Raw genomic sequence first — 24,768 nt, forward strand, 5'->3', positions numbered from 1 at the left:
ATGTTTTCTTATGCGTAATAAATCTCATTTTCTAGTTCCTGTACTGCCTTCAGATATGCTGCCTTTCCGCCAAAGGCTTTGACTATTTTCATTGGACTACCAATCTTGGAAAATTCCTTTAGTTGAAGTACTTTTGTATCTTCAATCTCTTTAATGCCATCATTAGCATACTTATCAAGCAGTGCTTCAATTACATGCTGGGCAGTATCGGAAAACTTGTACAGATAGTGACGTTTCTTCACATTCTCTGCTCGCTCTTTTTTTGTCAGAGGTGGTTTATCGTAAGCCAAATGACAGATAAGATCAAAATCATCTAGCTCCGTTTTGCCCAGTTCTTCTCTGACCGCATCTAGCAGTACACCACTGTCTTGTAATTCATCAATGATGGCTTGTTTTTTCTCCGCTTCTGTCCAAGTTCTCAAGAAATCATCTAGCTTTGCATATTGCTGCAGTATATTTTTCTTTGTATAATCAGTAAGACTTTCAGTGATAAGCTTTCCATCCTTATCAACATACTGGACTCTCTCTGAAAGAACTTTAACGGTAACATCCCCTACATAATATTTCCTTGGTTTGTCTTCACCCTCGTCATTGAAAGGAGGTGTATCTCCAGTTCCATACTCACCATCATCTTCTTTGACACCACCATTACCGGCATCTTCTCCAGTGCCTTCTTCGCCTCCATCTATCGGTGTCTCTGGTTCATCCACCGGATCATTCCCATCAAGGTCAATAACCACCTCTGGTCTGCCATCAAATGCAGGATCAGCAAAGAGTCGGCTAGAATTACGAAAGTCCATAATGGTAAAGTAGGTCTTGCCGTATTCTTCAAGAAGTCTTGTCCCACGACCGATAATCTGCTTAAATTCGGTCATACTGTTGATGTTATTTTCCAAAACAATCAACTTACACATTTTAGCATCGACACCAGTGGTCATGAGCTTACTCGTTACTGCTATTACCGGAAAAGGACTTTCTTCATCAATAAAGTTTTCCAATTGGGCTTTTCCTTCATCATTGTCACCAGTGATACGCATGATGTATTTATCATTTTCTGCATACAAGTCTTTATTCTCATTGATAAGTGCTTGTCTCATATGTTCTGCGTGTTCAATGTCCACACAAAATACTATTGTTTTACTAAAACGATCTGTTTTCTTTAAGAACTCTGTGATTTTAGATGCTACGACTCGTGTTCTATCATCAATTACTAGAGTTCGGTCAAAATCTTTTACATTGTACTCTCGATCTTCAATTTCATAGCCATATTTATCAACCTTTCCTGCTTCTGGCCGATAACCTTCTAAATCCCTATCAAGACCAATTCTGATGACTTTATAAGGTGCTAAGAAGCCATCATTAATTCCTTGTTTTAAAGAATACTCATAAATGGGCTCACCAAAGTAAGTCTGGCTTGAGGCTTCTTTTGTTTCAATTGGTGTTGCTGTACAGCCAATGTGAGTAGCCGATGAAAAGTAATCCAGAACCTTTCTCCATGCTGATTCTTCTTTTGCACTCCCTCTATGGCACTCATCTATAACTATTAAATCAAAAAAGTTCGGCTGGAATTGACGGAAAGTCTCTTCACCATCGTCACCGCTAAGTTGCTGATAAAGAGCTAAATAAATCTCATATGAACTATCCAGATTTTTATTCTTTACCTTTGTCATCTTTCCGCTAAAAGGCTTGAAGTCTCCGGAAATAGTCTGGTCAACCAGTACATTCCGGTCTGCTAAGAAAAGAATTCTTTTCTTTAACCCAGATTTCCATAACCTATAAATAATTTGGAAAGTCATATAGGTCTTACCCGTACCTGTGGCACTGACTAAAAGCACACGATCTTGCCCTTTAGCAACCGCATCGACTGTTCTATTGATTGCGACCCTTTGATAATATCTAGGTGTCTTGTAATTAGGCACATAGTAATAAGGCTCAAGCATTACCTTTTCTTCAGCCTCATTGATATTCTTATCAATTAAATATCTTTGATATAATTCTTCTGGCGATGGAAATTCTTCAAGCCTAAGTTCTCTTACCTCACCAGTGATTAGATTCTGCTCAACAAAAGCGTCTCCATTAGAAGCGTAAACATAGTGTATATCCAGTGCTTTCGCATAGTCGATCGCTTGCTGCAAACCTGCACCTACTGGATGATTATTGTCCTTTGCTTCTATGATAGCTATAGGAAAGTTATTTTTGTAAAAAAGTACATAATCCGCTCTTTTCTTTTTTCCCCTGGCGGTTACATTTCCACGAAGTATGATTCTACCAGCCGTAAAGGCATATTCAAGTCGAACTTGCTTCATTATGTCCCAACCCACATCAGTGATCGCTGGTGTAATATACCTGGTTTTAATATCTTCCTCAGATAGATTTCTCTTTCCCATTAGCTCAGACCCTCCACCCTATTTTTTGAAAAATCACTTATTCTATTTCAAATTCCATAATGTCTCCAATGTTGCATTCGAGGCACTTGCAAATTTTATATAAGCTTTCTAGATTTACAGGTTGGCGTTTCCCAAGGCGAGCTAATATATTGTATGTAATCCCAGCCTGTTCCTTCAACTCCGTCTTATTCATTTTCTTATCAATCAAGAGTTTCCACAACTTATCATAGCTTATAACCATGCAAAAACCTCCAGTAGCTATGTAAAATTAAGACAATTATATTATAGCACACTATCAACGTAAAAAAGAGAAAACCTTACGATAATGTAAGGTGATAGATGAAGAGATATGACTATGCTACTTTTTATATTTCTAGATTAGACTATAGAAAATAATTTCTTGTTTTATTCGCTTCATTAGGTCATCCATCTTGTTGTTTATTAAATCGAACAAAATCCGTTTTTACAGATTTGACGCAGATGGCTTTTGAGGGGTTGCGTCTACAATAATAGTTTTTATCTTTAGATTTTGTTCTCTATTAACTCTACTAACTCTTGAATTTATATCTTTTACTCTTTTTTGATCATTTTCGTTATAGATTACCACCAAAAATATACCTTCTTTTAATTTATCTATTTCCAAATATTTAGGAAGTTGCGCCTCTAGTCCATGCCAAAATTTAGAATTTCTAGCAAGTTTAATCTCTAGTAATACTCGATTCTGATATCCTGAGGAAAAGCGAAAGTCCACAGGTCCACGTCCTTGATTTACTTCCCTGGTTAAATCAATTCCATTTGCTACACAATATTGTTCAACTATCCCATTAAATAGAAGTTGGACAGATTCTTCACTTTTACCCTTAGTAAATTTTTCATCCCATAGGAGTTTATAGCCAGATTTATTTTCTACATAATTCTTAAATGTCTCTGCCATCTTGAAAACTAGTTCCAGAAATTCTTCTTTTGATGTTGGATCCTTAATGCTGATAGGGTTTGAGTTAGTGATCGACTGTGCAATAATATACCATTTATAGAGCATTTTCGGATCTTTGATTAGATCATATGGTGTTCCATTTCTTGATTCAACTTTCCTAGTGTATTCCTTAACAATTTTATAATTTTCTAAGGCTATTTTGGCTATATCTTCTTTTTTAAGATTTTGATCAATTTCAAAGTTAAGATCAGACCTTAAAATGCTATTTTCCATAATGCTTGAGAGAAAGTCATCTTTATTAATTGTTGGTAATTCTCTTAAAAATATTTCTGGAACCAACAATATTCCAGTGCTTCTATCTTTATAAGGATTAACTGGTAATAAGACTTTTTCTGTTTCCCACTGTCTGAACTTTTTGTTAAAACTAGCATTTTTTAGAATTGTTTCTTTCATCGGAATATCGTGTGTTTTACATATTTTCTGGGTGTACACAACCAACTTATCTTTCATGATATTTGCTGTTATATCACTAATACTGTCAGGTCCAATCCCAATAGAAAATAATCCTATTTCTTCCATATGATCTAACTCGAATATAGAATAATCAATGCAACGACTAATATTTGATGCTATCGTCTCTGACCATTTCGGACCTGGACCAGCACCGTTTCGGTTAGTTGAATAGCCTAAACACAACTCATTTACTTCATGAAACCTTAGCATCGAAACTGCCTTTTTATAATTAATATCTCTCTTATTTCCACCTGACTTCGCAATAAGATTAAAAACATCATTAATAAATTCCATCATTTCGTCATAAACATCCGAAAATAAAGGGTGATTGGTTTTAAATATAAGAAATGGGTCAATAAACAATTTTGTATCTTGGTGTAAAATTGGATCAAACCATTCTTCACTTTCTGGATTGTCAACACTATACAGTTCAGAAAATAACATATTATCCTCCTACTTTTAACATAGATTCTAGATTACGTTTTGCATACTATCTCCCTTATGCTAAACGGTTATAAAGCTTGAAACCTTCTTTATTCGCATTATCAGCATTAATTGGAGTTCTATTCTGGAATTAAACCATCTTTCCTCTTTCGACAATTTCCCTTATCTGTTATAAAATTATCTTATCAAAATAAACTTTCTTTTAGTAGTAATTAATATATTCTTCTGAAAATTAAATAAAGAGATATTGGACTACACCACTGAATTCTATTACCTTCACCACCTTACTTTATGTGATAGATAGAGAAATGAGGGCATTTATATTTCTAAAAAGAAAATTATTAAAAATGGTGTCTGACCCCAATACGGTGCGTTACCGAACTTTGGGGTCAGACACCAGAATTCACGATGAATCACTTTAAAAAATTTTTAAAAACACTCCAACGAATATTCATGGATTAGTGTTCTTCAGTCGAGAATCAAGATACAAAGTCATTAGCAACACGAAAGCCAATAAGTTACTAAAAAAACTGCTATTGGAGTTGAACATTTAACCTATAACTGTTCATGGATTACGTCACACTCATGCAAGTATTCTTCTATATCGGAAGGCATCTATTCACTACGTTAGTGAACGACTAGGTCATAGTGACATTGAAACGACATTTAAGGAATACGCATGTACTAAATGAATTACGATTCCAAGATGAATAAGTTACAGTTCAAACATTTGAAAATATGGCTGAGTAAAACATGGAGTATAAATGCGTAAAATGATACAAAATCATATCGTTTTAAATACGGATACTCAAATAAAAGGAAAAAGCTCATAAACCTTTTTAAATCAAGGTTTACGAGCTTAACAATTACTATCAATCGTAACTAAATTTAACTTAAAGATACCGGTGGTCGGTGTCAAACCAACACATATATTGTTCTATACCATCTCCACAAAAGACAACAACCTCTCAAAAATCACATGCCATTCGGCATCAAGGTTCAATGTCCTTATGTGAATCGCTTTTCCACCAATAGAGTAATTAGCATTTAGCTCTTTATTGACTGAAGGATATAGTAACATTCCTTTAGTATTTCCCGGATAATTACTATTGTTCACATATGCCAAAATTTGGTATAAATGCCCCGTTCGTATTTTTTCTGTCTCTGTCCAGTTGCTGGTGACTAGTGTTTCAGCATAATATTTGGTGTCTATAATTAGTTGTGTTTCCGTTACCTTATTTTCCACTACTATATCCGTTCGCATTTCAGGAAGTAGTGATAAGTCACCGTCACTAACTTCCTCATTCAGATTCCATTGCAACTTTGGTGAATAAACATGATATATCTGACTGTTAAGATGCTTACGATAGAAGTTCAATACAAACTTTTCATATAACTTGGCCATCTGTCTGTCCCTAATAAAATTAGAAAATGATGTATCATTGCCTTTTTCATTGGTGATTAATCCATGATAAATTAACTCACTAATGTTGATTAACATTCTATAGTGTTGATTATTGCGGTTATAGCGATGTGAATTGAAAAGCGAATGAGATAGTTGTATATCCTGGATACTAGAGAAATGCATTCTTTGTTTTTGCAGTTTCTTTTTTAATTCAGGGTCCAATTGTGGAGCCTTCAACAATAAATATAGTCGCTTTTATAATCTGATTGAGTTTCATATCTGCTGAGGATCACCCGCAAGTCTAATCATCCAAAGATCATTAGGCTACTGGACTTAACCAAATACAGGAAAGATTATTTTGAGACTAAAAGATTACTAGAACCGATTTATAGTTCGTTAGGTGAAGGACTAGGTTTTTATCTAATTCTATTAGGATTGACTTCTTGAGCGAGGTTTGGCGAGTTAGTGGGATTGACTAGAAAGGATTTTGACACTAAAAACAACACAATAACCATTAACAAAACATGGGGGTATGCGAAAAGACATCCCAAAGGTTTCGGTCCGACGAAAAATGAAGCATCCAATCGTACAATCAAACTAGATAAAAAGACAATGAATGCATTTAGAAGACTTTTCGAGACAGTTACACCTAATCTGTATGGATTAGTCTTTTATACCCCAGAGTCCAAGTACAAAGTAATTAGCAACACCAATGCTAACAACCTCTTACAAAAAACCTTACAAGAACTTGGTATCGATCCAATTACGATGCATGGCTTAAGACACACTCATGCAAGTGTTCTATTATATAGGAAAGTTGACATTAATTATGTAAGTGAGCGTTTGGGACATAGCACTATCGAAACGACTTATAAGCACTATTCTCACGTGCTTAAGGAACTGCGGGAGTAAGAGGAGAAACTGACGATTGAAACTTTTGAGAATATGTAATCTCAGTGGAAATAGAATTAATGTAGATTAGGATTTATGAAAAGTCTCGGTGTTGTAACACCGGCCCCAGTACAGGCATCCACATCAGTTATCCGCAGATCTGTTGCTATTAAATACGTGTAAGAAAATAGTAACACACACTACTTAGTGGGAGGGTGAGTTGCTTTTTTGTAACTTCTATTCTATTTGCAATAATAGACAAGTGCCAGGCACTTGTCTATTCACCGTTCGGTTTCGGGATTTCGATTCGAAGTACTGGTACTGGTTGATAGGATCCATCTCTTAACGAGTTACATAGTAAGTCCCAGTTATCATAGAGATCTCTTTGTAGGGATTTTACGGACATTCCATCTATGCCATGACTACCTTTGTTTCTTTCCACAAGTTTTAGTGCTTCTATTAAGTTTTCCCGTGATAATATCGAATTCATTAACATTTGATATTTCATTTCCACCTGAATGTAGAAATCTATTTGTGTTATTCTTATTCCGCACTCTTGAAGTCCCCCATGTATTCACCATTTCCTCCTTCAAGTATGTCTTTTCAGAATATCTGCCTCAACGCAAGATATTTTACGCATAGTTCTAGTTCTTCCTAATTGTTCTGTCATTCTCTTACTATCATCTCGAGTTAGTAAAGTACTATGACATCTGCTGACTTCTGAGTGTTCAGTTATCTATCTCTAAATAAGTTACCAAGTGTACTTGGCATTTCAATCAGATCTCCCCAGTTAAGAGTACAGTCTTTCCCTCCATCTATCTGCTTCATTTACTCTGTATCACCTTCGGCAGAAAGGACTTTGTTTTGTGTTGCAAGCTTATCCAATGATAACTAGCCTTATATAAAGTTCGTGTTCCTCAGACCGAAGGTGTGCCGCTCACTTCCTTCAGATTTTGCGTCACCGCAAACACCCTTGCGTTAAGCAACTGTTTCTTCTGCCTCCACAGTTCGGCACTTTCACCCTATAGACTGCACCTATGTTAAGCTCACAACAAAAAAACAATTCCTAAGGAAGTGTTTATATGGCTTTGTGGAGTACTCCTAATGATTTGCGAACTGTTGAATAATCAATTTTGAACGGTTCAATATCTGCTAAAAGAATATCATATTCGATATTATAGATGCCTGGCCGCCTTTCGATTCGTGGAAAACCTTCTTGAACTTTATAGAATTTTTCTTCTTCGATTTCAAAATGCATAGGATTATTGAAACCACCTACTGGATACCCATAAGAAAGAAGTTTTGAATGGAACTGTTCTAACACTTCAGGTGACATTAGCAATTTTGCCGAAATATGACCTTCGATATCCATTACTGTTTCACCACTAGTTTCAGAAGTTTTTACGCTTAATGTGTGAAGGTAAAGTTCTTTACCCACAGGTGGTGTTAATTGCTCAAAACCATGAATACGAATAGTGGCAGGGTCTTTTCTGCTAGTAACTTTTGTTTCCATATGACACAAATCGAGATGAAAATCTTGTGATGTTTTGCGTGGTCCCATCCATCCTTTAATGACTTCTTCTAATGATAGGTCATTACTTACTAATTCAATAGTTCGAAGTTCCCCATATAGTCCTTTTTGTTTTTCTGGTGCGAATTGATTTTCTCCATGTTTTTTGAAGAAATCCTGCCACATAATGATGCGACTAATTGCATTGGTCGCCATTCGTTCTTCATCCTTAATGTGTTGAAGGCAGTTTTTCAAATCCTCTGTTACACGAAGAAAGAAATCAACATTTTGAACGCCCACGCAAGATAAAATCAAGGCAGGTTTTGAACTGCTTGTGAATGGTAAAGTTGACCATTTTGTTTGAAATCCTTTTGAATTTGGCAATTTCGAGCTAGAAGGACGACTGCCTTCCAACTCGATACCAAAATGAAGTTCTTGGTTGATACGGTTGTAATACAAATAGAATTGATTGTGTTTGGATTTGATTTTACGTGCAATCACAATTTCGGTTTCAGGAAGAGTTGCTTCAACAGCCATCATGTCTTTATACATCTTTTTCATTTCACATTACCTCCTAAAATTTCATTCCAATAATAAATGTGATTGGTTAATTGTTCTCGGTCCTCATACTCCTTGCAAAACGGCAAGTTGAAATGGAAACCTATAGGTGAATACGAAACCTCTACTCCGAGTTTTGCTAACGCTGTTTCATTGATGAAGTCCTTACAATACGCATAGAGTACCAGTTGCCCACGGTCTGTTCGGAATTGACGAACCTGTTCCTCTTTGTGGACCATTCCTTTTGGAAGTGGATACTTCTTATTCAATTCGTGTAATTCTTGTTCGGTTAATCCATATACCAAGTGACGACTTGTTAAGGCACGACCACCTGATAGAATAAGATGATTTCCATTTCCTGTTTCTTCTGTTGTATAGACAACACCATTACGACGTGCTGTGCGAACTTTAAATTTAGACGAACCCAGGTAAGCGGTATCTTTTCCGTATCTACTCAACACAGGAATAACCACATCAAACATTTTGGTTGAATGGTAATCCGTCATGACTTCCTCTAAATACCTTCTTAATAAAAGCGGAGCATGAAAACGTCCATAACGGCTATAGTTGAATTGGCAGATATAATCAATGACTTTTCGTGTATCAACACCGTTCCACGTAATTTCGTGCTTAGTTTGTTTAGTTGGTTTGCCAAGTTTATCAATAAAATCACTCGTTAATTCTCGGTTTTTCTTGAGGATGTCATCTTCTAATAAGAAAGCAGCAACGTCCTTTGATGCCCCAGAAAAATTCGGGTCAATTTTATAAGACGACTCGGGACGAATCTTCGCACTTGGCTTTGTTTGGCTTTTTCGCTTTGTTTCAATAAACAACCCAAAATCCTCAGGTGTTCTTGCTTGTTCGGCCATTTTACTTAATTGCTCAGATAACATATACACAACTTTTGCAGTTTCTTGGAAAATTTGCTTGATACCTTTTGACGTAAAAACTCGGATCATGTCGCGATAATTTCCTTTGTAACCAGCGAACCTCATGGCTTGAAGCACCGTATCGTTGTACAGCGAATTTCGCATATAGTAACTACAAGCCAATCCTTCGATGGTGTAACCACGGCTTAGGATAGCTCCGCCGACACAAATCACTTTCAACTTCTTATTGGTTTTGTGAAAATCTAATTCATCTTCACTTTTCCCGTTGATTTCACGAACATCTTCCAAGTCATTCAAAAATTCAATCACCGCATTTTGAATTTCTTTGAACGAGAAGTCATTGTTATATTTAATGATTTCCTTGAAGCGTTCTGAATCAATCTGTTCCATTTGTGAGGATGTGACGAGAAAATCCTGTTCCCATAATTCCAACAAACGCTTCCAAAATCGTTTCAACGGTTTCCCTTTTGTGACAACTTTAATTTCATCTATATAATTTTGAATGGCTTTGGTCAAAATTTCATGAGACTTAACACTAACAGAGTTGTGAACCATCATGGAATGGTGTTCATTTCCTTGTCCTCGTAGGATACGAATGGCTCCTGATAAAACAAACGAGTTGATGGCTTTTGCTAACGAAGGGTTCACTCCGTTCATTTCATAATCCCAATCGTGAACGGTTTCCCCTTTTCGAAAATGTGTTTTATCAATTTCGTCTGTCTCGCGAACAAGAGGCAATCCGGGAATTCTTTTATTCTTTAACGTCACACCAAAATATTCCACAGGTCCTAGATAATTATTTGGTGTTTTTAATAAATACATAAAGTCATTTGGAAACAAACTATTCTTATCATCAGGGTCCAAATAGATATTGGCAAAAGGCGATGCACTATATCCAATAAAGACTCTTTTGTTAAACAAGTTCAAGATATCCGTGATTTTTTCATTGATAGAGCTTCGCTTCGAAGCATCTTTTTCAATATTGAGGCTCGCATTGTCACACTCGTCGTCGATTAAAGCCAATGATAGGTCTTCCAGTTTACCTGATTGTTCGTTCATAAATGGCAGTTCACGTAACCAAGTTTTTAAGGCATTTAACATATGAGGGTTCTTTTTGGCTACGATGACAATTTGTTTCTTTCTTTGGTACACAGGCAAGTGCCTCATATGGGTTAAATTGAAATCACCACTTTCTTCCTCACTGTCTTGCTTTGTATAAATCTCAACTTCGCCGCCGTTCGGAAGAAACATACCAATTCCGATCTTTTTGCCTGTTAAGGTGTCAATTCCAATAACATCTGTTTCCATCCGTGTTTGTGTTTGGTTACGAAGGCTGGATGGGATACCAGATAAAATAATGATGATGTCATACCCTACATCAATCAACTTGTTGGTTAATCCTGCATAATTCAAGGTTTTTCCTGATTGAACAGCCCCCATACAGATCCCAATTTTGAAAAACTCTTTCATTTTTTTAGGCATGGGTAAATGAGCAAGCAAGGTATCAGTGTCCGCATCGACATTATCAATGATTTGTTGTGGAAACTTTTTATTAATCAATAAATGTTTCTTGTACGCCTCCCATTGATTCCATATTGGAATCTTCTTCAGTTCTTCAATTTCCTTCTTGCGTTCTTTAAGTGTTTTTGCATCCAGACTGGATAAACATTTCCCCTCATGTGTCGTGATATAACGAGCTTCTAACATACTTTGTAACAACTTTTCTTCGATGTGCGGATTAGCCTGTAATAACTCGTCTCGTGTAATTCCTTCCATTAAACAATGAGCATCAATAAGCCTGCGAATAAAAGCTAACGCATCTTCTCTTCGATGCCATTTATCTTTTTTGTTCATTTTCACAGACAACATACTTTCAAGTTCATCGTTGACTTCCATTTGGTGAGCATTTGACATTTGTTTTTTTCCTCCTTTGTTTTTTTGTCGTTGGGCCGAAAAATTGATGTTTGATTTTTTCGCAGGCCCACGATTTGCGAAAAAAAATATCTTCAAGCTTCCTTATTTTATTTTCAAAGAACGCTTGCTTCTGATCCGAAGACCTTCAACCTTGTTCCTCTCTCTTGTTGCTTCCTTCGGCCTTTAACAAATTAGAACGTTGAATTTTCGGCCGAAATGTTTTTGAACTTTTGTACCAACCTCACACACTTATTATGTGAAAGCGAATCAAAAATATACCAATTTTTTCAAATCCTTTTTTGTTTTTTTATGAAGAACTCAAAAAACGCAGGTATTTAAAGGTTTTTCGTGTCTGTCGGTTAAATGAAAGATGAATGTTAAATCGAATTGAAAATAAAATCCTACACCTAAACAGGAGGGTCATTTATGTTAAAAAAGAAATTCAAATTATCATTAGGCATCACGGCTGCTTTAGGATCGTCGTTGTTATTTTCAAATGATGCGCTTGCTCAAAGCAAAATCAATATCGGAAAAACGCATGCCGTATACTCAGAAGAAGGTGGATGTAAGATGGGACCTGACCCCCAGTACAGTAATACTTTACCGTTCCAGGGTCTGGACCCATACGACTCAGATTTTTTTCTTTCCCAAAATATTTCCTCGTCATTTAACTGATTTATAATAAGGTTCTAGTTGTAGTGAGAACCTTTAAATCGCTTAATACGGGTGCACTTCTCAAACGAGTGAATGTACTTGTGTTATACAGATTGTTTTTGCACTTTATTTCTCTCAATAAATTCCACCCACTCCCTAGCAAATTTTCTGATTTTACTATAAAAACATAAGCTAATTGATATTTTGCTTAGATTCATTTCCAGTATTTGGCCCAAATAATTCTATTATCTAACCGATACCAAGTATCTTCGATAAATACTTTTCAACCAGGAGGTCAAAAGAATGGCAACAGATATGCAGCTGTATAACAGGAAAATCAAAGTAAAAATCATCTTTTCTACCATCAAAAGGATCTAGTTACGTTTAAGCACTATCAATAAATATAAACATTCCTATCCCTTCAGATTTCGTAATTATTTTCTAAAATCGAATTACATGAACTGAAAAAACTTTAGTTTGCAGGAGTCTACTGGTCAATGAAAGACATTGAAAAACAAGTGAATAGAAAAAGTGAATGGATCAAGGAAAATATACTTTATCCTTTACGCTTCCGTAAGGTACTGGATGCACAGAATGGTGGATTTGTATTCTATCCACGAAGTAAGGGCCAAACTAGGTCATTTCAAGCATCAAAAATGGCAAAGTTTTTAGATGAAAACTTAGATCGGATTTTTCTTAAAAACTACAAATATACAGAATTACTAAGCACAGCCTTTATACCGTGCTTGGTTAAACCCCAAACAATATTAGAAAGGTGACATCATAGTATGGCAAGTATACAAAAAAGAGGTAAAACCTATCAATTTACTGTAAGTCATATGGTGAACGGAGTATCGAAGCTGATAAGGAAAGGTGGATTCAAAACCAAAAAGGAAGCGCAAAATGCAGCAGCAGAAATTGGGCAAATTTAGCAAAAGGTATTTTACCACATTTGAAGCAACTGCTGTTTGATGGGTATTTTGAAAAATGGATGACACTCTATAAATCTAATTTAACAAAAACCACCAAACTCCATTACGATTATACGTCTAGAGTGATTAAAGAATATTTTGGCGGAAAACCACTCCAGGAAATTAAACGCCATGATTACCAGCTTTTTTTAAATAACTTTGGAGCTGATAAGCTAAGAAACTGTTGAGAAATGAATATCCATATTGATCATGCGTACAGTATGCGATTGAAGAGCAATTTATCCTGCATGATTTCACAAGAAATGTCTTACTCACCTGGAGCAATCCCACGAAGAAGCCAGAAGAAAAGCATTTAAAATTATTTTGAGACTAAAAGATTACTTGCAGTGATATATATTTTGTTGGAGGAAGGATTAGGTTATTATTGAATTCTATTGGGATTGACCTCTGGAGCTAGGTTTGGCGAGTTAGTGGGATTGACAAGAAAGGATTTTGACTTAAAAAAAACACAATAACCATTAACAAAACATGGGGTAATGCAAAAAGGCATCCTGAAGGTTTCGGACCAACGAAAAATGAAGCATCCAACCGTACAATCAAACTAGATAAAAAGACAATGAGCTCATTTAAAAGACTTTTCAAGACTGTGATACCTAATCTATATGGATTAGTCTTTTATACCCCAGAGTCCAAGTACAGAGTAATTAGCAACACCAATGCCAATAAGCTCTTACAAAAAACCTTACAAGAACTTGATATCGATCCAATCACTCTGCATGGTTTAAGACACACTCATGCAAGTGTCCTATTATATAGGAAAGTTGACATTAATTATGTAAGTGAGCGTTTGGGACATAGCACAATCGAAACGACTTATAAACACTATCCTCACGTGCTTAAGGAACTGAGGGAGGAAGAGGAAAAATTGACGATTGATACTTTAGAGAATATGTAGGCTTAGAGACTATCTCTGAGCTTACATATACCACAATTCATAGAACCACTCTTTGTTGAAAAAATCATTTTATTGCATAGTATGATTGTACTACGCAACAAACCACTTCATATTTGGGTTACTTTCATCATTATGTAGTTGAAATATTATCGACAATATATAGAGTAGAGCATATCAATAAGCTTCATAATTATTCCGCTGCCTACATTAGAGTTTCACACTCTAATTATAGCACGAATGTTCGCTTTTTTGCTGGATGTCAACATTAATGGTTAACAGAGTCTAAAATAAAGAGCCTCGCAAACTATATCAAGAATTATATCATCAAACTCTTTCTTCGAGATATTCATTGATGATAAGAACTTCTTGTTCTTTTTAAAGGACTTCCATAAAAGTTTTTTATCCTTATCATCTAATTTAATTTTATATAAAAGATTTGATAATGCAATTATCAAATCTTTATGTGAGGAACATAAAACTTCATTAGCTTTTCCGTTACCTTCAGAAATAAATTTGCTGAAGTCTTTTTCATTATACTTTGGTTGCAAACCTAATATCGGATTTACAAGCAATTGTGTTGATGCTGACATCAAATTCACATAAGCACCTAATTCATACTGCTGAGCTTCGGTCATTTGATTATAATCCACTCCAAATGATTCTATCTTTTCAATCGCATCGTTGAGTTTAACACTTTCGTCTTTTATACGAGATATGCGTTCATTAAGCTCGACAATTGCAAGTTCATATGATTTTTTATCTCGCTTACTTATCAATGTAAAAATGTTTTCAAGTCGATTCTGATCACTTTTAGTTTTCCAAAAAAGAAGTCCACTACCCAAAAGTGCAATACCTGCAATTGCCCAACCAACAGGTCCAGCAAGGGCTAAGAAAGCATTTCCAGCTGCCATACCGCCACCACCTGCGGCAAGTGCTCCACCACCTAACCACGCTAATGCAGCATTAGTGGCTGCAGCACCACTCAAAGCGGATATAGCCGTACCTGTTGATGCAACACCGAAAGTTGTAGCTATTCCCATTGCTGCAGTAGGACCAAGGGCGGCTACTGCAACACCTGCGCCAACACCTGTTACACCTTTTCCAGCATTCTTGGCGACAGCATTTTTATAATCTGACTCGATTTTTTCAACCTGTTGTTTCCAATTCAAACGAACTTCTTTTAGTTTTTTATATTCCAAGTGTTTCTGACTTGGCACGTTTCTAATTTTATCAAATAGCTCCTGAATATCGTTTAATGCAGTATAAAGATTGCTAGTATATTTTCCAAGCTCCTCTATTTTATCATTTGTCTTTTTGATGGTAGATTCAGCTTGTTCTTGAGCAATCTGTAAATTTGATCTCTTCTTACTCACGTTTTATTTCCTCCCAAAAAATAAGAATCTATTTCCATCTTATTTTTTAATATTTCATTATTTGGCACATTTCTCTTTTTAGCTAACATAACAGATTTTTCAAAAGCGTGTATATACATATCACTAATCTTGAAATCAGTTATAAAATTCAAAAGATTTTTATCTTCATATAATTCCGATAATAGTTTAAGTCCCTCAATATAATTTTCTACAACTAATTTTTCTTTTCTCGCAAAGATTATTTCTCTTTCTGCTTTTTGTATGCCAATTTCACGCTTAACTTCACCGTATAAGGAAATAGTAAGTCGTCCAACCCCAAAGATGTTAAGACGCAAGAAAAACTCAGTCGGATTAAAAAATCCTGCACCTGTTACAAAACCACGAACAGAAGCATCACCTATATCTATAAGGCAAAACGTCCCATGTGCTATAGTCAACATTCTTTTAACAGTTGGATTTGAAAAAGGCTCACACTTTTTCCACATAAGTGAAAACGAACGAGTTTCTTTATCGGTTTCAGCAAAATATTTTATAAGTCTTCTGATAGCAAAAACAAGTCGAACTAATATCTCGTTTATAAAAACTGGAATGGCTTGAGTCGACTGGAATCGAGCATCATATCCTTCTTTATATATATTTATAGCTAGCTCGTTTATTGAGTTATCAAACTGTGACACTGGAATATTCAAAGACCTTTTTAATACAATAATATCATTTGTCCATGTCCATAAAGGAGAAGGAATCCCCATTCCACGGCCCTTGCTACCTGATGAGCCTGACATATCAGATATTAAATGACCAAACCAATTAGCAAATGCACAGAATAATTTGCTTGGTATGTTGTTTCCTCTTAACTCGAATTTCCCATCTGCATCAGCTAAAGATATAAGTTCACCACCGGAAATAAAATGCGAAGAATTAGTAAACTGGTCTAATATTGAAAAGAACAAACCAAGCAAACTAGGATTATGTGCGAGTGATTTAAAATGATGATTTGTCGGATTTAAATCAAAAACAAAACTTGCCGCGTCACCAACTCCACGCTGGTCATATGGAATTTTAAACTTTTTTTCAAGAAAACGGATTGCTGAAGACAAAGAGTTCTCTCCTTTATCTTCCCATCCGCACAATTTAGCAAAATCAGTTGTTCGATTAGCAAACCATTTATCAGTAATATCTCCGAGAGGTGATTCTCCAGGTTTACCAACCAAGAAAATATCAATGATGCCACACAATGCACCTGAACTCGCAGCTAATATATAGTCCAATTTATCACAATTAGGCTTTAAGCATTGAATTGACTCAATTGTTTCATCTAAATTATGTATTTCTAATTCTGCTTGATTTAGCGCTTCGACAATAGACGATGTGAAGTCATATTCACCATCCACAACGCTCATCTCAAGCAACAATTTTGTATTTTGATTTTCTCTAAGTATCTCACCCACCTATGCACACCTCATTATCACTTATTTTTGTTCTTCCTAAGATCGTGATATGTAATTTTAACCTCTGCATCCAACCGGAATTCATCGTAAGAATTAATTTTCTTCTCGCCATCAATAGTGACTGATTCTATTTCACCCTCATCGGTTAGCCGACCAGTAATAATATCATAATCCACATTTACCATAATGTTTGTATATCCAGCGTCTTCAAAAGATTTTACTACATCTTCATAGTTCATCCATCTTGCCTCGTTCAATGGACTCCATTACTGCGTGATGTTTAATCCCTTCACATACAGCAATTTCTCTCATCGACATTTGCCAACCTAAGCAGTCTTCTCTGCTGCACTTCAGTTAAATGTCAAAGGAGGATTGTAAAGTTCAACCGTATATGTCTTATAAGTAAGCCTGTTTGCTCTAGGCTTTCTTATAAATACTTTAATAAAGCCGTATCATCAATATAGTAATACATTTGCAGTACAACAAATCCCGGAATATCCCTTCTTAATATTTCCAATGGTATGTGTTTGGCAAGGTTCTATGAATAAATTGGTTGCCGTTTTATACTTGCCAAACACAAACTAACAATTTTACCGGATTCCACATGTCCAGATTATATGTGGCAACACATGAAATGTTTGGTAAGTTTACATTCGTTTTAATAGCCAGCAAAAAAATTCAACTTCTTTCATTAAAGAACCCGTTTGTAAAATATTGATTTTCTATTTCTTAGTATCGGTGTACTACGCAGCAAGAGATCTCATTATAAATGATAGCTCTATTTATGTTAAAAAAGTCAAATGCAAGAGTTTATAACGACATCTAACATAATAGTAAAGGATTCCAAAAACAATTCTTATTATAAATGGCACCTCAGTAAGAATCACTCAAATCAATCTTTTACTAAAGAGATTACTGAGACCAGCCCAATAGGAAAACCAATAAGTGTAACTGTAGTTGCTAATCCTTCAAGTGGTAAGCCTATAATCAGATACATACAAAGAATAATCATATAAGCTATAATTATATAAATAATTACTCTCGTTATAAGTTCCTTTCACCTGATAATCTCTTCCTTTTGAGTAATTAAATCTCCTAAAGTCAAGAAAATAAAAGAAAATAAGAATAATATAAATGATATTAATGGTATCCAATAATAGTCTAAAAAATAAATACAATACAGAATAATTAATACTTGTCCAACTGAATTCAAAACTAAATTCCTTATTCTTCTTTTTGTATACTCCTTAAACCTCGATTCCTTTAAACCATATTGGAATATCCTTATTTCCTCTGAAAGTTTGCCAGTATATGTTGGTTTTTTTTCTTTAATATCTTTTAGGGCTGTTGATAAACCATTTATAAAAGTAATCTCAAAGATCAATGAAATAAAGCCAACACTCCATATTAATATTATAAAGTTATAATTCATTCCCTTTTCCTCCAAATTTAAATACTAGTCCTAAAGTTAATAATTAGATACACATAATTGGTGTTACAAGAACTAAGTTATATTCTTCGACATATTATTGTAAAATCCCTCCAAATATTAATATGAGTTTATGAAACAAAAAAAAGCGGTTACCATTGAATCGGCACCACTTTTCTACTATTTATATTCCCCTTTATATTCGTACTGCTCATAAGTAGTTCAGTTATTTTCCTCTTATCAACATTAGCTCCCTAAAAAGAGACGCGATATGAGATAAACAAGCTCGATTGTTGAAGATAGTTAATTTTCATCTCTTTTTATTGCTGGATGTGTGTAGCCACTCAAGTACTTTTTGGTATCGAAAAACGTGTTGTCTTCTGTTTGAATCACCAAATTACCAGGTTTAGTCCAACTATTAATACTATAGCCTCCGGAGGAAGGGCCTGGTATTGCAATATCACCATTAAAATTATAGCCCTTAAATAGCCCATCTCTTGGTAAGGATACTGTAAGTGAACTTTCTAGTTCTTTAACTTTTGCTTGAAGCTTCTCTTTATCTTCTTTTTCTACTTTATAGTCACTTAACAATGAATCAAGTTGTGTTTTTAATTCTTCAATCAATATTTTATTTTTTTGATTTTCTGAAACCAAACTAGTCATGTTAACTTTGGTTTCTCGGATAGAATTTGCTAATTCGTCAGCACTACCTGCTACTCTATTTAAAACCATTAATTGTTTAGTTAGGAGCATATTATCTATATGGTTAGGATATCTTAATTGATGATCGATTTCACTCCAACCTTCTTCAAAAATAGTTCGAACCTGAATTTCTGCAATATGTGCATTCTTTGTACCTTGAGAGCTTATTAGATAATGCCATGAACGATAGCCGGCTTCGTGGACCTTAAATTCAAAATGCTCACTATCTTCGTGTTCTTCAGGTTTAGAATAATCACCTTCACGGTAATAGATAGTACACTTTTCTTCTAAATTCCAATTTTCTCTAATAAACCTATCAATGTTAACAGCTTGGTCTTTATATAAGTGAAGCACCCTAATACCAATTAAATCCGTGATTTCAGATTTATAATTATTTATGTCTATATAATAATTTGGGTCATTATCCTTATTTCTAATTATCTTTCTAATAATTTTATCAATAAGGTGTTCGGTGTCTTTAATTCTAGATCTAACAGTATGAGCACCTGGGTGCGTGCGTAGTAGATTTGATATATAGTCAGCAGTGGCTTTCAATGTTTCTTTATATGTAGAATAATCTTCATAAATCTCTAATAAGTTATTCCAATTTATATTTGCCGATTCAAATTGAGTTCTGTCTAGGTTATACCTTTTAAAGAATTGCTCCTGACTTAATCGCATCAATTTTCAGCTCCTAAATGATTGTATAGAATTATTGTATCATAAATATTTAGGTAAGCTGCATTCATATCCAACATGGTTAAGACTTATTCACTGTAATTAAAATATATCCATATTTATCTATTCTGAAATCTTCGCGATTGCCGAATAGATAACCAATTAAAAACTTAAAGTACATACTTACATATTCGAGATTATTTATTGCGCAGTATAAGTCTACTACGTAAAAAAGAGTTACTACACAATCAGGCCCATTCCATTTTCTTTTTAAATATCAATAGTAAATAATACAAATACGTAACCTTAAAACTCTTCAAATCTAAGTATGGACTCTTACATTAGTCCACAGGCACAAAAAATATCTTGTGTAAAAAATGTGTAAAATGATTTCAAAACCTACCTTTTTCACCCGTTTTCCCACAAAACAAAAAACACCCACAAACGTTGATACATCAACATTTTTGAGTGTTCTATCGTTTTTTAACTAAACTCATTTTTACCTAAAGATAACTGTGGCGGGGTCGAAAAAATACAAATCCTACTTCTTTCATTTTTTTCAAGTACAACAAAAAACAGCTACAAACATTGATATATCAAAGTGTCATATCGTATTTAAAATCGCATTGGGGATCGGGCACCAGAATTCAAAATAAAATCCGTGTTCCATCGATTTCGGATGGGAGCATAAAACATAGGGTCCCAAATTCTCATTAACACTAACTCCAAAACATTAAATAACTTAAAATGATAATATCCGTATACTTTGTCTGTCATACAAATTCGCTATCATGGTCTGAATTAACATCGAGCGACACCTTCGAACCGTTTTATATTGGCCAACCTTATATTTTCCTCTAAAATCCTTTGTTAAACCTCCCCCTTGTCCCAATACACAATCGACTCATAAGGTCTCAATGTTATTTTGTGCAATCTCTTTGATGAATCCTCGTAATTTGATATTAGGATTTGCGGGTTTTCTGCACCTTCTACTGGCAGTTCGATCGAAACTTCCCTAGCATAAAAGTTATTTACCACGATTAATTTTTCATTTTTAAATTCTCGTGTATAGGCAAAGATTTGAGGGTCATTTGCTAGAAGCAGATAATAGTCCCCATAAGTTATGATGTCATACGTTTTACGCAGCTCAATTAGCTTTTGATAATGACTGAAGATCGAATTGGGGTCATTCATTGTTTTCTCAGCGTTAATTTCATTGTAATTTCGGGCTGGTTCGATCCACGGTACACCTGTTGTAAATCCAGCATTTTCATTACTGGACCACTGCATAGGTGTTCTGGCATTATCACGTGATTTTTGCTGGAGTATGGCGATTATTTCTTGCTCTGATTTACCCTTTTGCTTTAGAATCTCATATGTATTCAAAGATTCCACATCACGGTATTGATTTATTGAGGTAAAGCCGGGGTTTGTCATCCCGATTTCTTCACCTTGGTAAATATATGGGGTTCCCTGCATCATATGGATTGTGGTTGCAAGCATTTTTGCTGATTCCTTATGATATGTTTTATCGTCGCCAAATCTAGATACAGCACGTGGTTGATCATGATTACACCAAAACAGTGCATTCCATCCCGCGCCTCTATGCATACCAACCTGCCAATCAGAGAGGATTTTTTTTAATTCAATAAAGTCAAATGGTGCCTTTGTCCATTTATCCCCATTCGGATAATCTACCTTTAGATGATGAAATTGAAAGGTCATATCTAATTCTTTTCGTTCCGGTTTTGTATAAAGGATGCAATTTTCTATTGTCGTCGAAGACATTTCTCCAACCGTCATCATTTTATAAGGCGCAAAAACAGCTTGATTGATTTCATGTAAATATTCATGGACTCGTGGACCATCGGTATAGAACCTTCTGCCATCACCTGTATGATCATTTGGGAAATTCTGATCCTTTGAGATTAAGTTGATCACATCCAGGCGAAACCCATCAATTCCTTTTTCTGCCCAGAAGCGAATCATCTCAACCAGTTTCTCTCTAACCTCATTGTTTTCCCAGTTAAGATCTGCCTGGCTTACATCAAATAAATGCAAATAATATTGACCCGTTTTCTCATCATATTGCCATGCTAGACCTCCAAATTTTGATTCCCAGTTTGTAGGCTCCTTTCCATCAACAGCATCTTTCCATATATAAAAATCACGGTACTTATTTGTTTTGGATGAGGCTGCTTGTTTGAACCATTCATGTTCTGTCGACGTATGATTAATGACTAGGTCCATAATTAGCTTCATACCGCGTTTATGGGTTTCATCCAATAATTGCTCAAAATCAGCCATTGTCCCATACATTGGTTCAATGTCGTAATAATCGCTAATATCATAACCATTATCTTTTTGCGGTGATCTATAAATAGGTGTTAACCAAATTACGTCGACGCCTAGTTTTTTGAGATAATCTAGCTTTTGGATAATTCCCTGTATATCACCAATACCATTTCCGGTTGTATCATTAAAGCTTTTTGGATAAATTTGATACACCGTTGCCTTTTTCCACCAAGCTTCACTCATTATTTTCACTCCTAGGCATTGATAATCTCCGCTTAGCAATAAAATACGTAACGATAAACGGAAAGACAATGACGATAAGCATGCCAATTAAAAACGATACCCAATTAGACGCTACAATCGATAATATCGCCGGAATGCCTCCAACTCCGATTGATGTTGCTTTTACGCCTTGTAATGTGATAAAAGCCCCAGCAATTGCAGTACCAGTGATTGCCGCAAAGAACGGATATCGATACCTCAAGTTTACCCCAAACATTGCAGGCTCCGTAATTCCGAGCCATGCAGAAATACCCGATGTTCCTGCCAGCCCTTTTAACTTTTCATCTCTTGCAACTAGCATCATGGCAAATACTGCTGCACCTTGGGCAATGTTAGATAGAGCAACAATTGGCCACAAGAATGTCGTTCCCGTACTACCGATTAGTTGCAGATCTACCGCCAAAAACGTATGATGCATACCGGTAATAACGAGTGGAGCATATAATGCACCATAAACTAATCCTCCGATGACTGGTACTGCATCAAAAACGTATACCAATCCTTCTGTAATCCAATTTCCGATTGTAAATGTAACAGGACCGATTAAAACAAATGCCAAAAAGCCCGTTACCAATAACGCAACTGGTGCAACCACCAATAATTGAAGTGAATCAATGACACGTTTCCTAAGGAAGATTTCTATTTTAGCTAGTACCCATGAAGCAAATAGTACTGGAAGTACTTGTCCTTGATACCCAACCTTATTTATTTCCAACCCAAAGATATTCCAAGTAGGGATTTTACCTTCCGCAACTGCTGAGCCATATCCCCATGCATTCATTAAGTCTGGATGGACAAGAATTAAGCCAAGGACAACACCAAGTAATTCATGGCCCCCAAACCTCTTAACGGCTGACCAACCAATTAATGCAGGTAAGAATGTGAATGCTGTATTCGCAATGATATTGATCATATCTGCAATACCAGCCCATTGTGGGTATGTCTCGATAAGTGCAGGTGCACCTTTCCCAAAGATTCCAGGATTCGCTAATATGTTATTAATACCCATTAATAAACCAGCAGTTACAATGGCCGGTAAAATCGGAATAAAAATATCCGCCAATACTTTTATTGCTTTTTGCAGTGGATTTAGTTTTTCTCCACCCGCTGCTTTAACATCCTCTTTTGATGCTTCAGCAATACCCGTCTCGTGAACCATTGCTTTATAAACCTTATCAACAGTACCTTGGCCAATCACAATTTGATATTGGCCATTTGCCGAAAACGTTCCTTTTACGATTCCCATATTATCTAAGGCTGCTTTGTTAACCTTATCTTCATCCTTTAGCGCAAAACGTAGACGGGTCACACAATGGGTGGCTGCATTTATATTCTCTACGCCGCCGACAGCCGCTACAATTCCCTCTGCCTCTTTACCATACTGCACCCCATTTGTGGATGTAGTCCTTTGTTCATTATTTTTAGGCTCGGCCTTTCCTTTTGGCGTTGTTCCCAAAAGAATTGAGTCTAATGCAATAACATCTTTCTCGTTCGTTTTATGTAATTCCTCGAACTGGTCTCCGTTTGTAACAATAATTGGAGTGACATGACTTTTCGCTTTTTCCTTAATAAAATCCAAGTCAAAAGTGACTAATGGGTCTCCGGCTTTTACCTTATCCCCTGCCTTGACATGTGCTTCAAAACCTTCTCCATTTAGGGAAACGGTCTCTAGTCCAATATGAATCAATAATTCAAGTCCCGAATGGCTAATAAGCCCAATGGCGTGCTTGGTTGGAAAAATTTGAATGACCTCTCCATCAAATGGAGCGACCACCTTCCCATCCGTAGGTTCAATCGCAATGCCATCTCCCATCATTTTTTGAGCAAATGTGGGATCTGGAACATCTTCTAAAGCTACCACATTACCACTTACGGGAGCATAGATTAAAATTTGATTGGCTTCTCCTTTAGTTTCCATTTAATGACCTCTTTCATGTAAATTCTTGATTGTCTAAGTAGCTATTGAAATCCAAAATCAATATATGATTCCGAGAAAACTAGGGGTTGAAACAAAATATACATGCGGATTTAAAAATGCCAGCATTTGCTGAATTCTTGGAGATATATTCTCACCTGGTGAATGTATAGAAGTTGCATATTGCATTATCAACAAGCAGAGATGCATATTCGTTTAGATATGTTCACACACTCATTTTCGTTGTCCAATGATGTTTTTGGTTCCCGCTTAACCGGCTATTCCATGAATTTTTGTTTCTGTTTGTACCGCCATCATACTAACATACTTTATTTTGCTTTCAAAGTAATTGAATTGAATTCGAGACTTACCATTTTTATCCTTTTCCCACAAAAAAACACCAACAAACATTAATGAACGATATTTGTAAGTGTTTTATGCGTTTCTTAAATTAACTCGTTTTTACCTAAAGATACGGTGGTCGGGGCCGAACTGGTACTTTACTCTAAACAAAATTTTACGTCCGTCTAACTATTTTCAAGTTGTTAAGCCACTTGAAATACAAAAAACCTATTAAATATAAAAATAGGATTCTTCCATATTCCATCTCCCTCAATGAAATCAAAACTAAAAAAACACATGGCACGATACATTACCAT

Annotated in this window: 18 protein-coding genes and 3 pseudogenes; 7 read left to right on the forward strand and 14 right to left on the reverse strand. The window is 35.5% G+C overall.

All coding sequences use genetic code 11. From position 1 onward, the window contains the following. Window positions 1-8: 8 nt before the first annotated feature. From hsdR to KHA97_RS04370, 3 genes are all read right to left on the reverse strand, one after another. Window positions 9-2,387 carry an EcoAI/FtnUII family type I restriction enzme subunit R gene (gene hsdR / locus KHA97_RS04360; protein ID WP_213123503.1) on the reverse strand — a complete coding sequence of 793 codons (2,379 nt, stop codon included), beginning with the start codon at window positions 2,385-2,387 and terminating at the stop codon, window positions 9-11. Between the two features lie 37 nt (window positions 2,388-2,424). Next, the gene (locus KHA97_RS04365; RefSeq protein ID WP_213123504.1) at window positions 2,425-2,628 is read right to left on the reverse strand and encodes a helix-turn-helix domain-containing protein; all 204 of its coding nucleotides are present in this window, start codon (window positions 2,626-2,628) and stop codon (window positions 2,425-2,427) included. Window positions 2,629-2,850: 222 nt separating this feature from the next. Continuing rightward, the gene (locus KHA97_RS04370; protein ID WP_213123505.1) at window positions 2,851-4,278 is read right to left on the reverse strand and encodes a hypothetical protein; all 1,428 of its coding nucleotides are present in this window, start codon (window positions 4,276-4,278) and stop codon (window positions 2,851-2,853) included. Between the two features lie 593 nt (window positions 4,279-4,871). Between KHA97_RS04370 and KHA97_RS23850 the strand changes: the two genes are divergently transcribed. Then, the gene (locus KHA97_RS23850) at window positions 4,872-4,970 is read left to right on the forward strand and encodes a hypothetical protein (RefSeq protein ID WP_325167426.1); all 99 of its coding nucleotides are present in this window, start codon (window positions 4,872-4,874) and stop codon (window positions 4,968-4,970) included. Between the two features lie 245 nt (window positions 4,971-5,215). Here the strand turns inward: KHA97_RS23850 and KHA97_RS04380 are convergent, their stop codons facing one another. Beyond that, complete coding sequence (locus KHA97_RS04380) at window positions 5,216-5,923, reverse strand: 5-methylcytosine restriction system specificity protein McrC (protein WP_325167404.1); 708 nt, start codon at window positions 5,921-5,923, stop codon at window positions 5,216-5,218. Between the two features lie 222 nt (window positions 5,924-6,145). Here KHA97_RS04380 and KHA97_RS04385 point away from each other — a divergent pair. Further along, window positions 6,146-6,595: pseudogene (locus KHA97_RS04385) on the forward strand (site-specific integrase); the annotation flags it as partial. 262 nt (window positions 6,596-6,857) lie between these two features. Here the strand turns inward: KHA97_RS04385 and KHA97_RS04390 are convergent. From KHA97_RS04390 to KHA97_RS04400, 3 genes and pseudogenes are all read right to left on the reverse strand, one after another. Then, window positions 6,858-7,070: pseudogene (locus tag KHA97_RS04390) on the reverse strand (group II intron reverse transcriptase/maturase); the annotation flags it as partial. A 582-nt stretch (window positions 7,071-7,652) separates the two neighbouring features. Beyond that, on the reverse strand, window positions 7,653-8,645 hold the full coding sequence (locus tag KHA97_RS04395) for a PD-(D/E)XK motif protein (RefSeq protein WP_213123507.1): 993 nt from the start codon (window positions 8,643-8,645) through the stop codon (window positions 7,653-7,655). Then, window positions 8,642-11,446 carry a Z1 domain-containing protein gene (locus KHA97_RS04400; protein ID WP_213123508.1) on the reverse strand — a complete coding sequence of 935 codons (2,805 nt, stop codon included), beginning with the start codon at window positions 11,444-11,446 and terminating at the stop codon, window positions 8,642-8,644. The genes KHA97_RS04395 and KHA97_RS04400 overlap by 4 nt, the downstream gene beginning before the upstream one ends. A 426-nt stretch (window positions 11,447-11,872) precedes the next feature. Between KHA97_RS04400 and KHA97_RS04405 the strand changes: the two genes are divergently transcribed. From KHA97_RS04405 to KHA97_RS24380, 5 genes and pseudogenes are all read left to right on the forward strand, one after another. Beyond that, on the forward strand, window positions 11,873-12,121 hold the full coding sequence (locus KHA97_RS04405; protein WP_213123509.1) for a hypothetical protein: 249 nt from the start codon (window positions 11,873-11,875) through the stop codon (window positions 12,119-12,121). A 376-nt stretch (window positions 12,122-12,497) separates the two neighbouring features. Continuing rightward, a pseudogene (locus tag KHA97_RS04410) lies at window positions 12,498-12,879 on the forward strand (DUF771 domain-containing protein). 9 nt (window positions 12,880-12,888) lie between these two features. Continuing rightward, window positions 12,889-13,032: an Arm DNA-binding domain-containing protein gene (locus KHA97_RS24370; protein WP_325167405.1), complete on the forward strand. Its 144-nt coding sequence runs from the start codon at window positions 12,889-12,891 to the stop codon at window positions 13,030-13,032. Between the two features lie 59 nt (window positions 13,033-13,091). Then, window positions 13,092-13,259, forward strand: coding sequence for a tyrosine-type recombinase/integrase (locus KHA97_RS24375; protein ID WP_325167427.1), 168 nt, complete (start codon window positions 13,092-13,094; stop codon window positions 13,257-13,259). Window positions 13,260-13,648: 389 nt separating this feature from the next. Beyond that, window positions 13,649-13,987 (forward strand): tyrosine-type recombinase/integrase, encoded by a 339-nt coding sequence (locus KHA97_RS24380; RefSeq protein ID WP_325167406.1) that lies wholly within the window; start codon window positions 13,649-13,651, stop codon window positions 13,985-13,987. A 272-nt stretch (window positions 13,988-14,259) separates the two neighbouring features. On the opposite strand, the gene KHA97_RS04420 is transcribed toward KHA97_RS24380, so the two are convergent. The 7 genes from KHA97_RS04420 to treP all read right to left on the reverse strand — a co-directional run bounded on the left by KHA97_RS04420 (window position 14,260) and on the right by treP (window position 24,112). Next, a complete protein-coding gene (locus tag KHA97_RS04420; protein WP_213123510.1) occupies window positions 14,260-15,360 on the reverse strand; it encodes a hypothetical protein in 1,101 nt (366 codons plus the stop codon). After that, window positions 15,357-16,808: a hypothetical protein gene (locus KHA97_RS04425; RefSeq protein WP_213123511.1), complete on the reverse strand. Its 1,452-nt coding sequence runs from the start codon at window positions 16,806-16,808 to the stop codon at window positions 15,357-15,359. Before KHA97_RS04425 ends, KHA97_RS04420 begins: the two co-directional genes overlap by 4 nt. Before the next feature lie 17 nt (window positions 16,809-16,825). After that, a complete protein-coding gene (locus KHA97_RS04430; RefSeq protein ID WP_213123512.1) occupies window positions 16,826-17,047 on the reverse strand; it encodes a hypothetical protein in 222 nt (73 codons plus the stop codon). A gap of 818 nt (window positions 17,048-17,865) precedes the next feature. After that, on the reverse strand, window positions 17,866-18,240 hold the full coding sequence (locus KHA97_RS04435) for a hypothetical protein (protein ID WP_213123513.1): 375 nt from the start codon (window positions 18,238-18,240) through the stop codon (window positions 17,866-17,868). A 300-nt stretch (window positions 18,241-18,540) separates the two neighbouring features. Next, window positions 18,541-19,620: a hypothetical protein gene (locus tag KHA97_RS04440; RefSeq protein ID WP_213124304.1), complete on the reverse strand. Its 1,080-nt coding sequence runs from the start codon at window positions 19,618-19,620 to the stop codon at window positions 18,541-18,543. An 867-nt stretch (window positions 19,621-20,487) separates the two neighbouring features. Beyond that, window positions 20,488-22,155 carry an alpha,alpha-phosphotrehalase gene (gene treC / locus KHA97_RS04445; protein WP_213123514.1) on the reverse strand — a complete coding sequence of 556 codons (1,668 nt, stop codon included), beginning with the start codon at window positions 22,153-22,155 and terminating at the stop codon, window positions 20,488-20,490. Next, window positions 22,148-24,112: a PTS system trehalose-specific EIIBC component gene (treP, locus tag KHA97_RS04450; RefSeq protein ID WP_213123515.1), complete on the reverse strand. Its 1,965-nt coding sequence runs from the start codon at window positions 24,110-24,112 to the stop codon at window positions 22,148-22,150. Before treP ends, treC begins: the two co-directional genes overlap by 8 nt. Between the last annotated feature and the right edge of the window lie 656 nt (window positions 24,113-24,768).

Source organism: Lederbergia citri, assembly GCF_018343625.1.
GTDB lineage: Bacteria > Bacillota > Bacilli > Bacillales > Bacillaceae_C > Lederbergia > Lederbergia citri.

Coding starts and splice junctions, on each gene's coding strand:
- hsdR (WP_213123503.1), bottom strand. CDS start 2,387: ATGGGAAAGAGAAATCTATCTGAGGAAGATATTAAAACCAGGTATATT.
- KHA97_RS04365 (WP_213123504.1), bottom strand. CDS start 2,628: ATGGTTATAAGCTATGATAAGTTGTGGAAACTCTTGATTGATAAGAAA.
- KHA97_RS04370 (WP_213123505.1), bottom strand. CDS start 4,278: ATGTTATTTTCTGAACTGTATAGTGTTGACAATCCAGAAAGTGAAGAA.
- KHA97_RS04395 (WP_213123507.1), bottom strand. CDS start 8,645: ATGAAAAAGATGTATAAAGACATGATGGCTGTTGAAGCAACTCTTCCT.
- KHA97_RS04400 (WP_213123508.1), bottom strand. CDS start 11,446: ATGTCAAATGCTCACCAAATGGAAGTCAACGATGAACTTGAAAGTATG.
- KHA97_RS04405 (WP_213123509.1), top strand. CDS start 11,873: ATGTTAAAAAAGAAATTCAAATTATCATTAGGCATCACGGCTGCTTTA.
- KHA97_RS24370 (WP_325167405.1), top strand. CDS start 12,889: ATGGCAAGTATACAAAAAAGAGGTAAAACCTATCAATTTACTGTAAGT.
- KHA97_RS24375 (WP_325167427.1), top strand. CDS start 13,092: ATGACACTCTATAAATCTAATTTAACAAAAACCACCAAACTCCATTAC.
- KHA97_RS24380 (WP_325167406.1), top strand. CDS start 13,649: ATGAGCTCATTTAAAAGACTTTTCAAGACTGTGATACCTAATCTATAT.
- KHA97_RS04430 (WP_213123512.1), bottom strand. CDS start 17,047: ATGAACTATGAAGATGTAGTAAAATCTTTTGAAGACGCTGGATATACA.
- KHA97_RS04435 (WP_213123513.1), bottom strand. CDS start 18,240: ATGAATTATAACTTTATAATATTAATATGGAGTGTTGGCTTTATTTCA.
- KHA97_RS04440 (WP_213124304.1), bottom strand. CDS start 19,620: ATGCGATTAAGTCAGGAGCAATTCTTTAAAAGGTATAACCTAGACAGA.
- treC (WP_213123514.1), bottom strand. CDS start 22,155: ATGAGTGAAGCTTGGTGGAAAAAGGCAACGGTGTATCAAATTTATCCA.
- treP (WP_213123515.1), bottom strand. CDS start 24,112: ATGGAAACTAAAGGAGAAGCCAATCAAATTTTAATCTATGCTCCCGTA.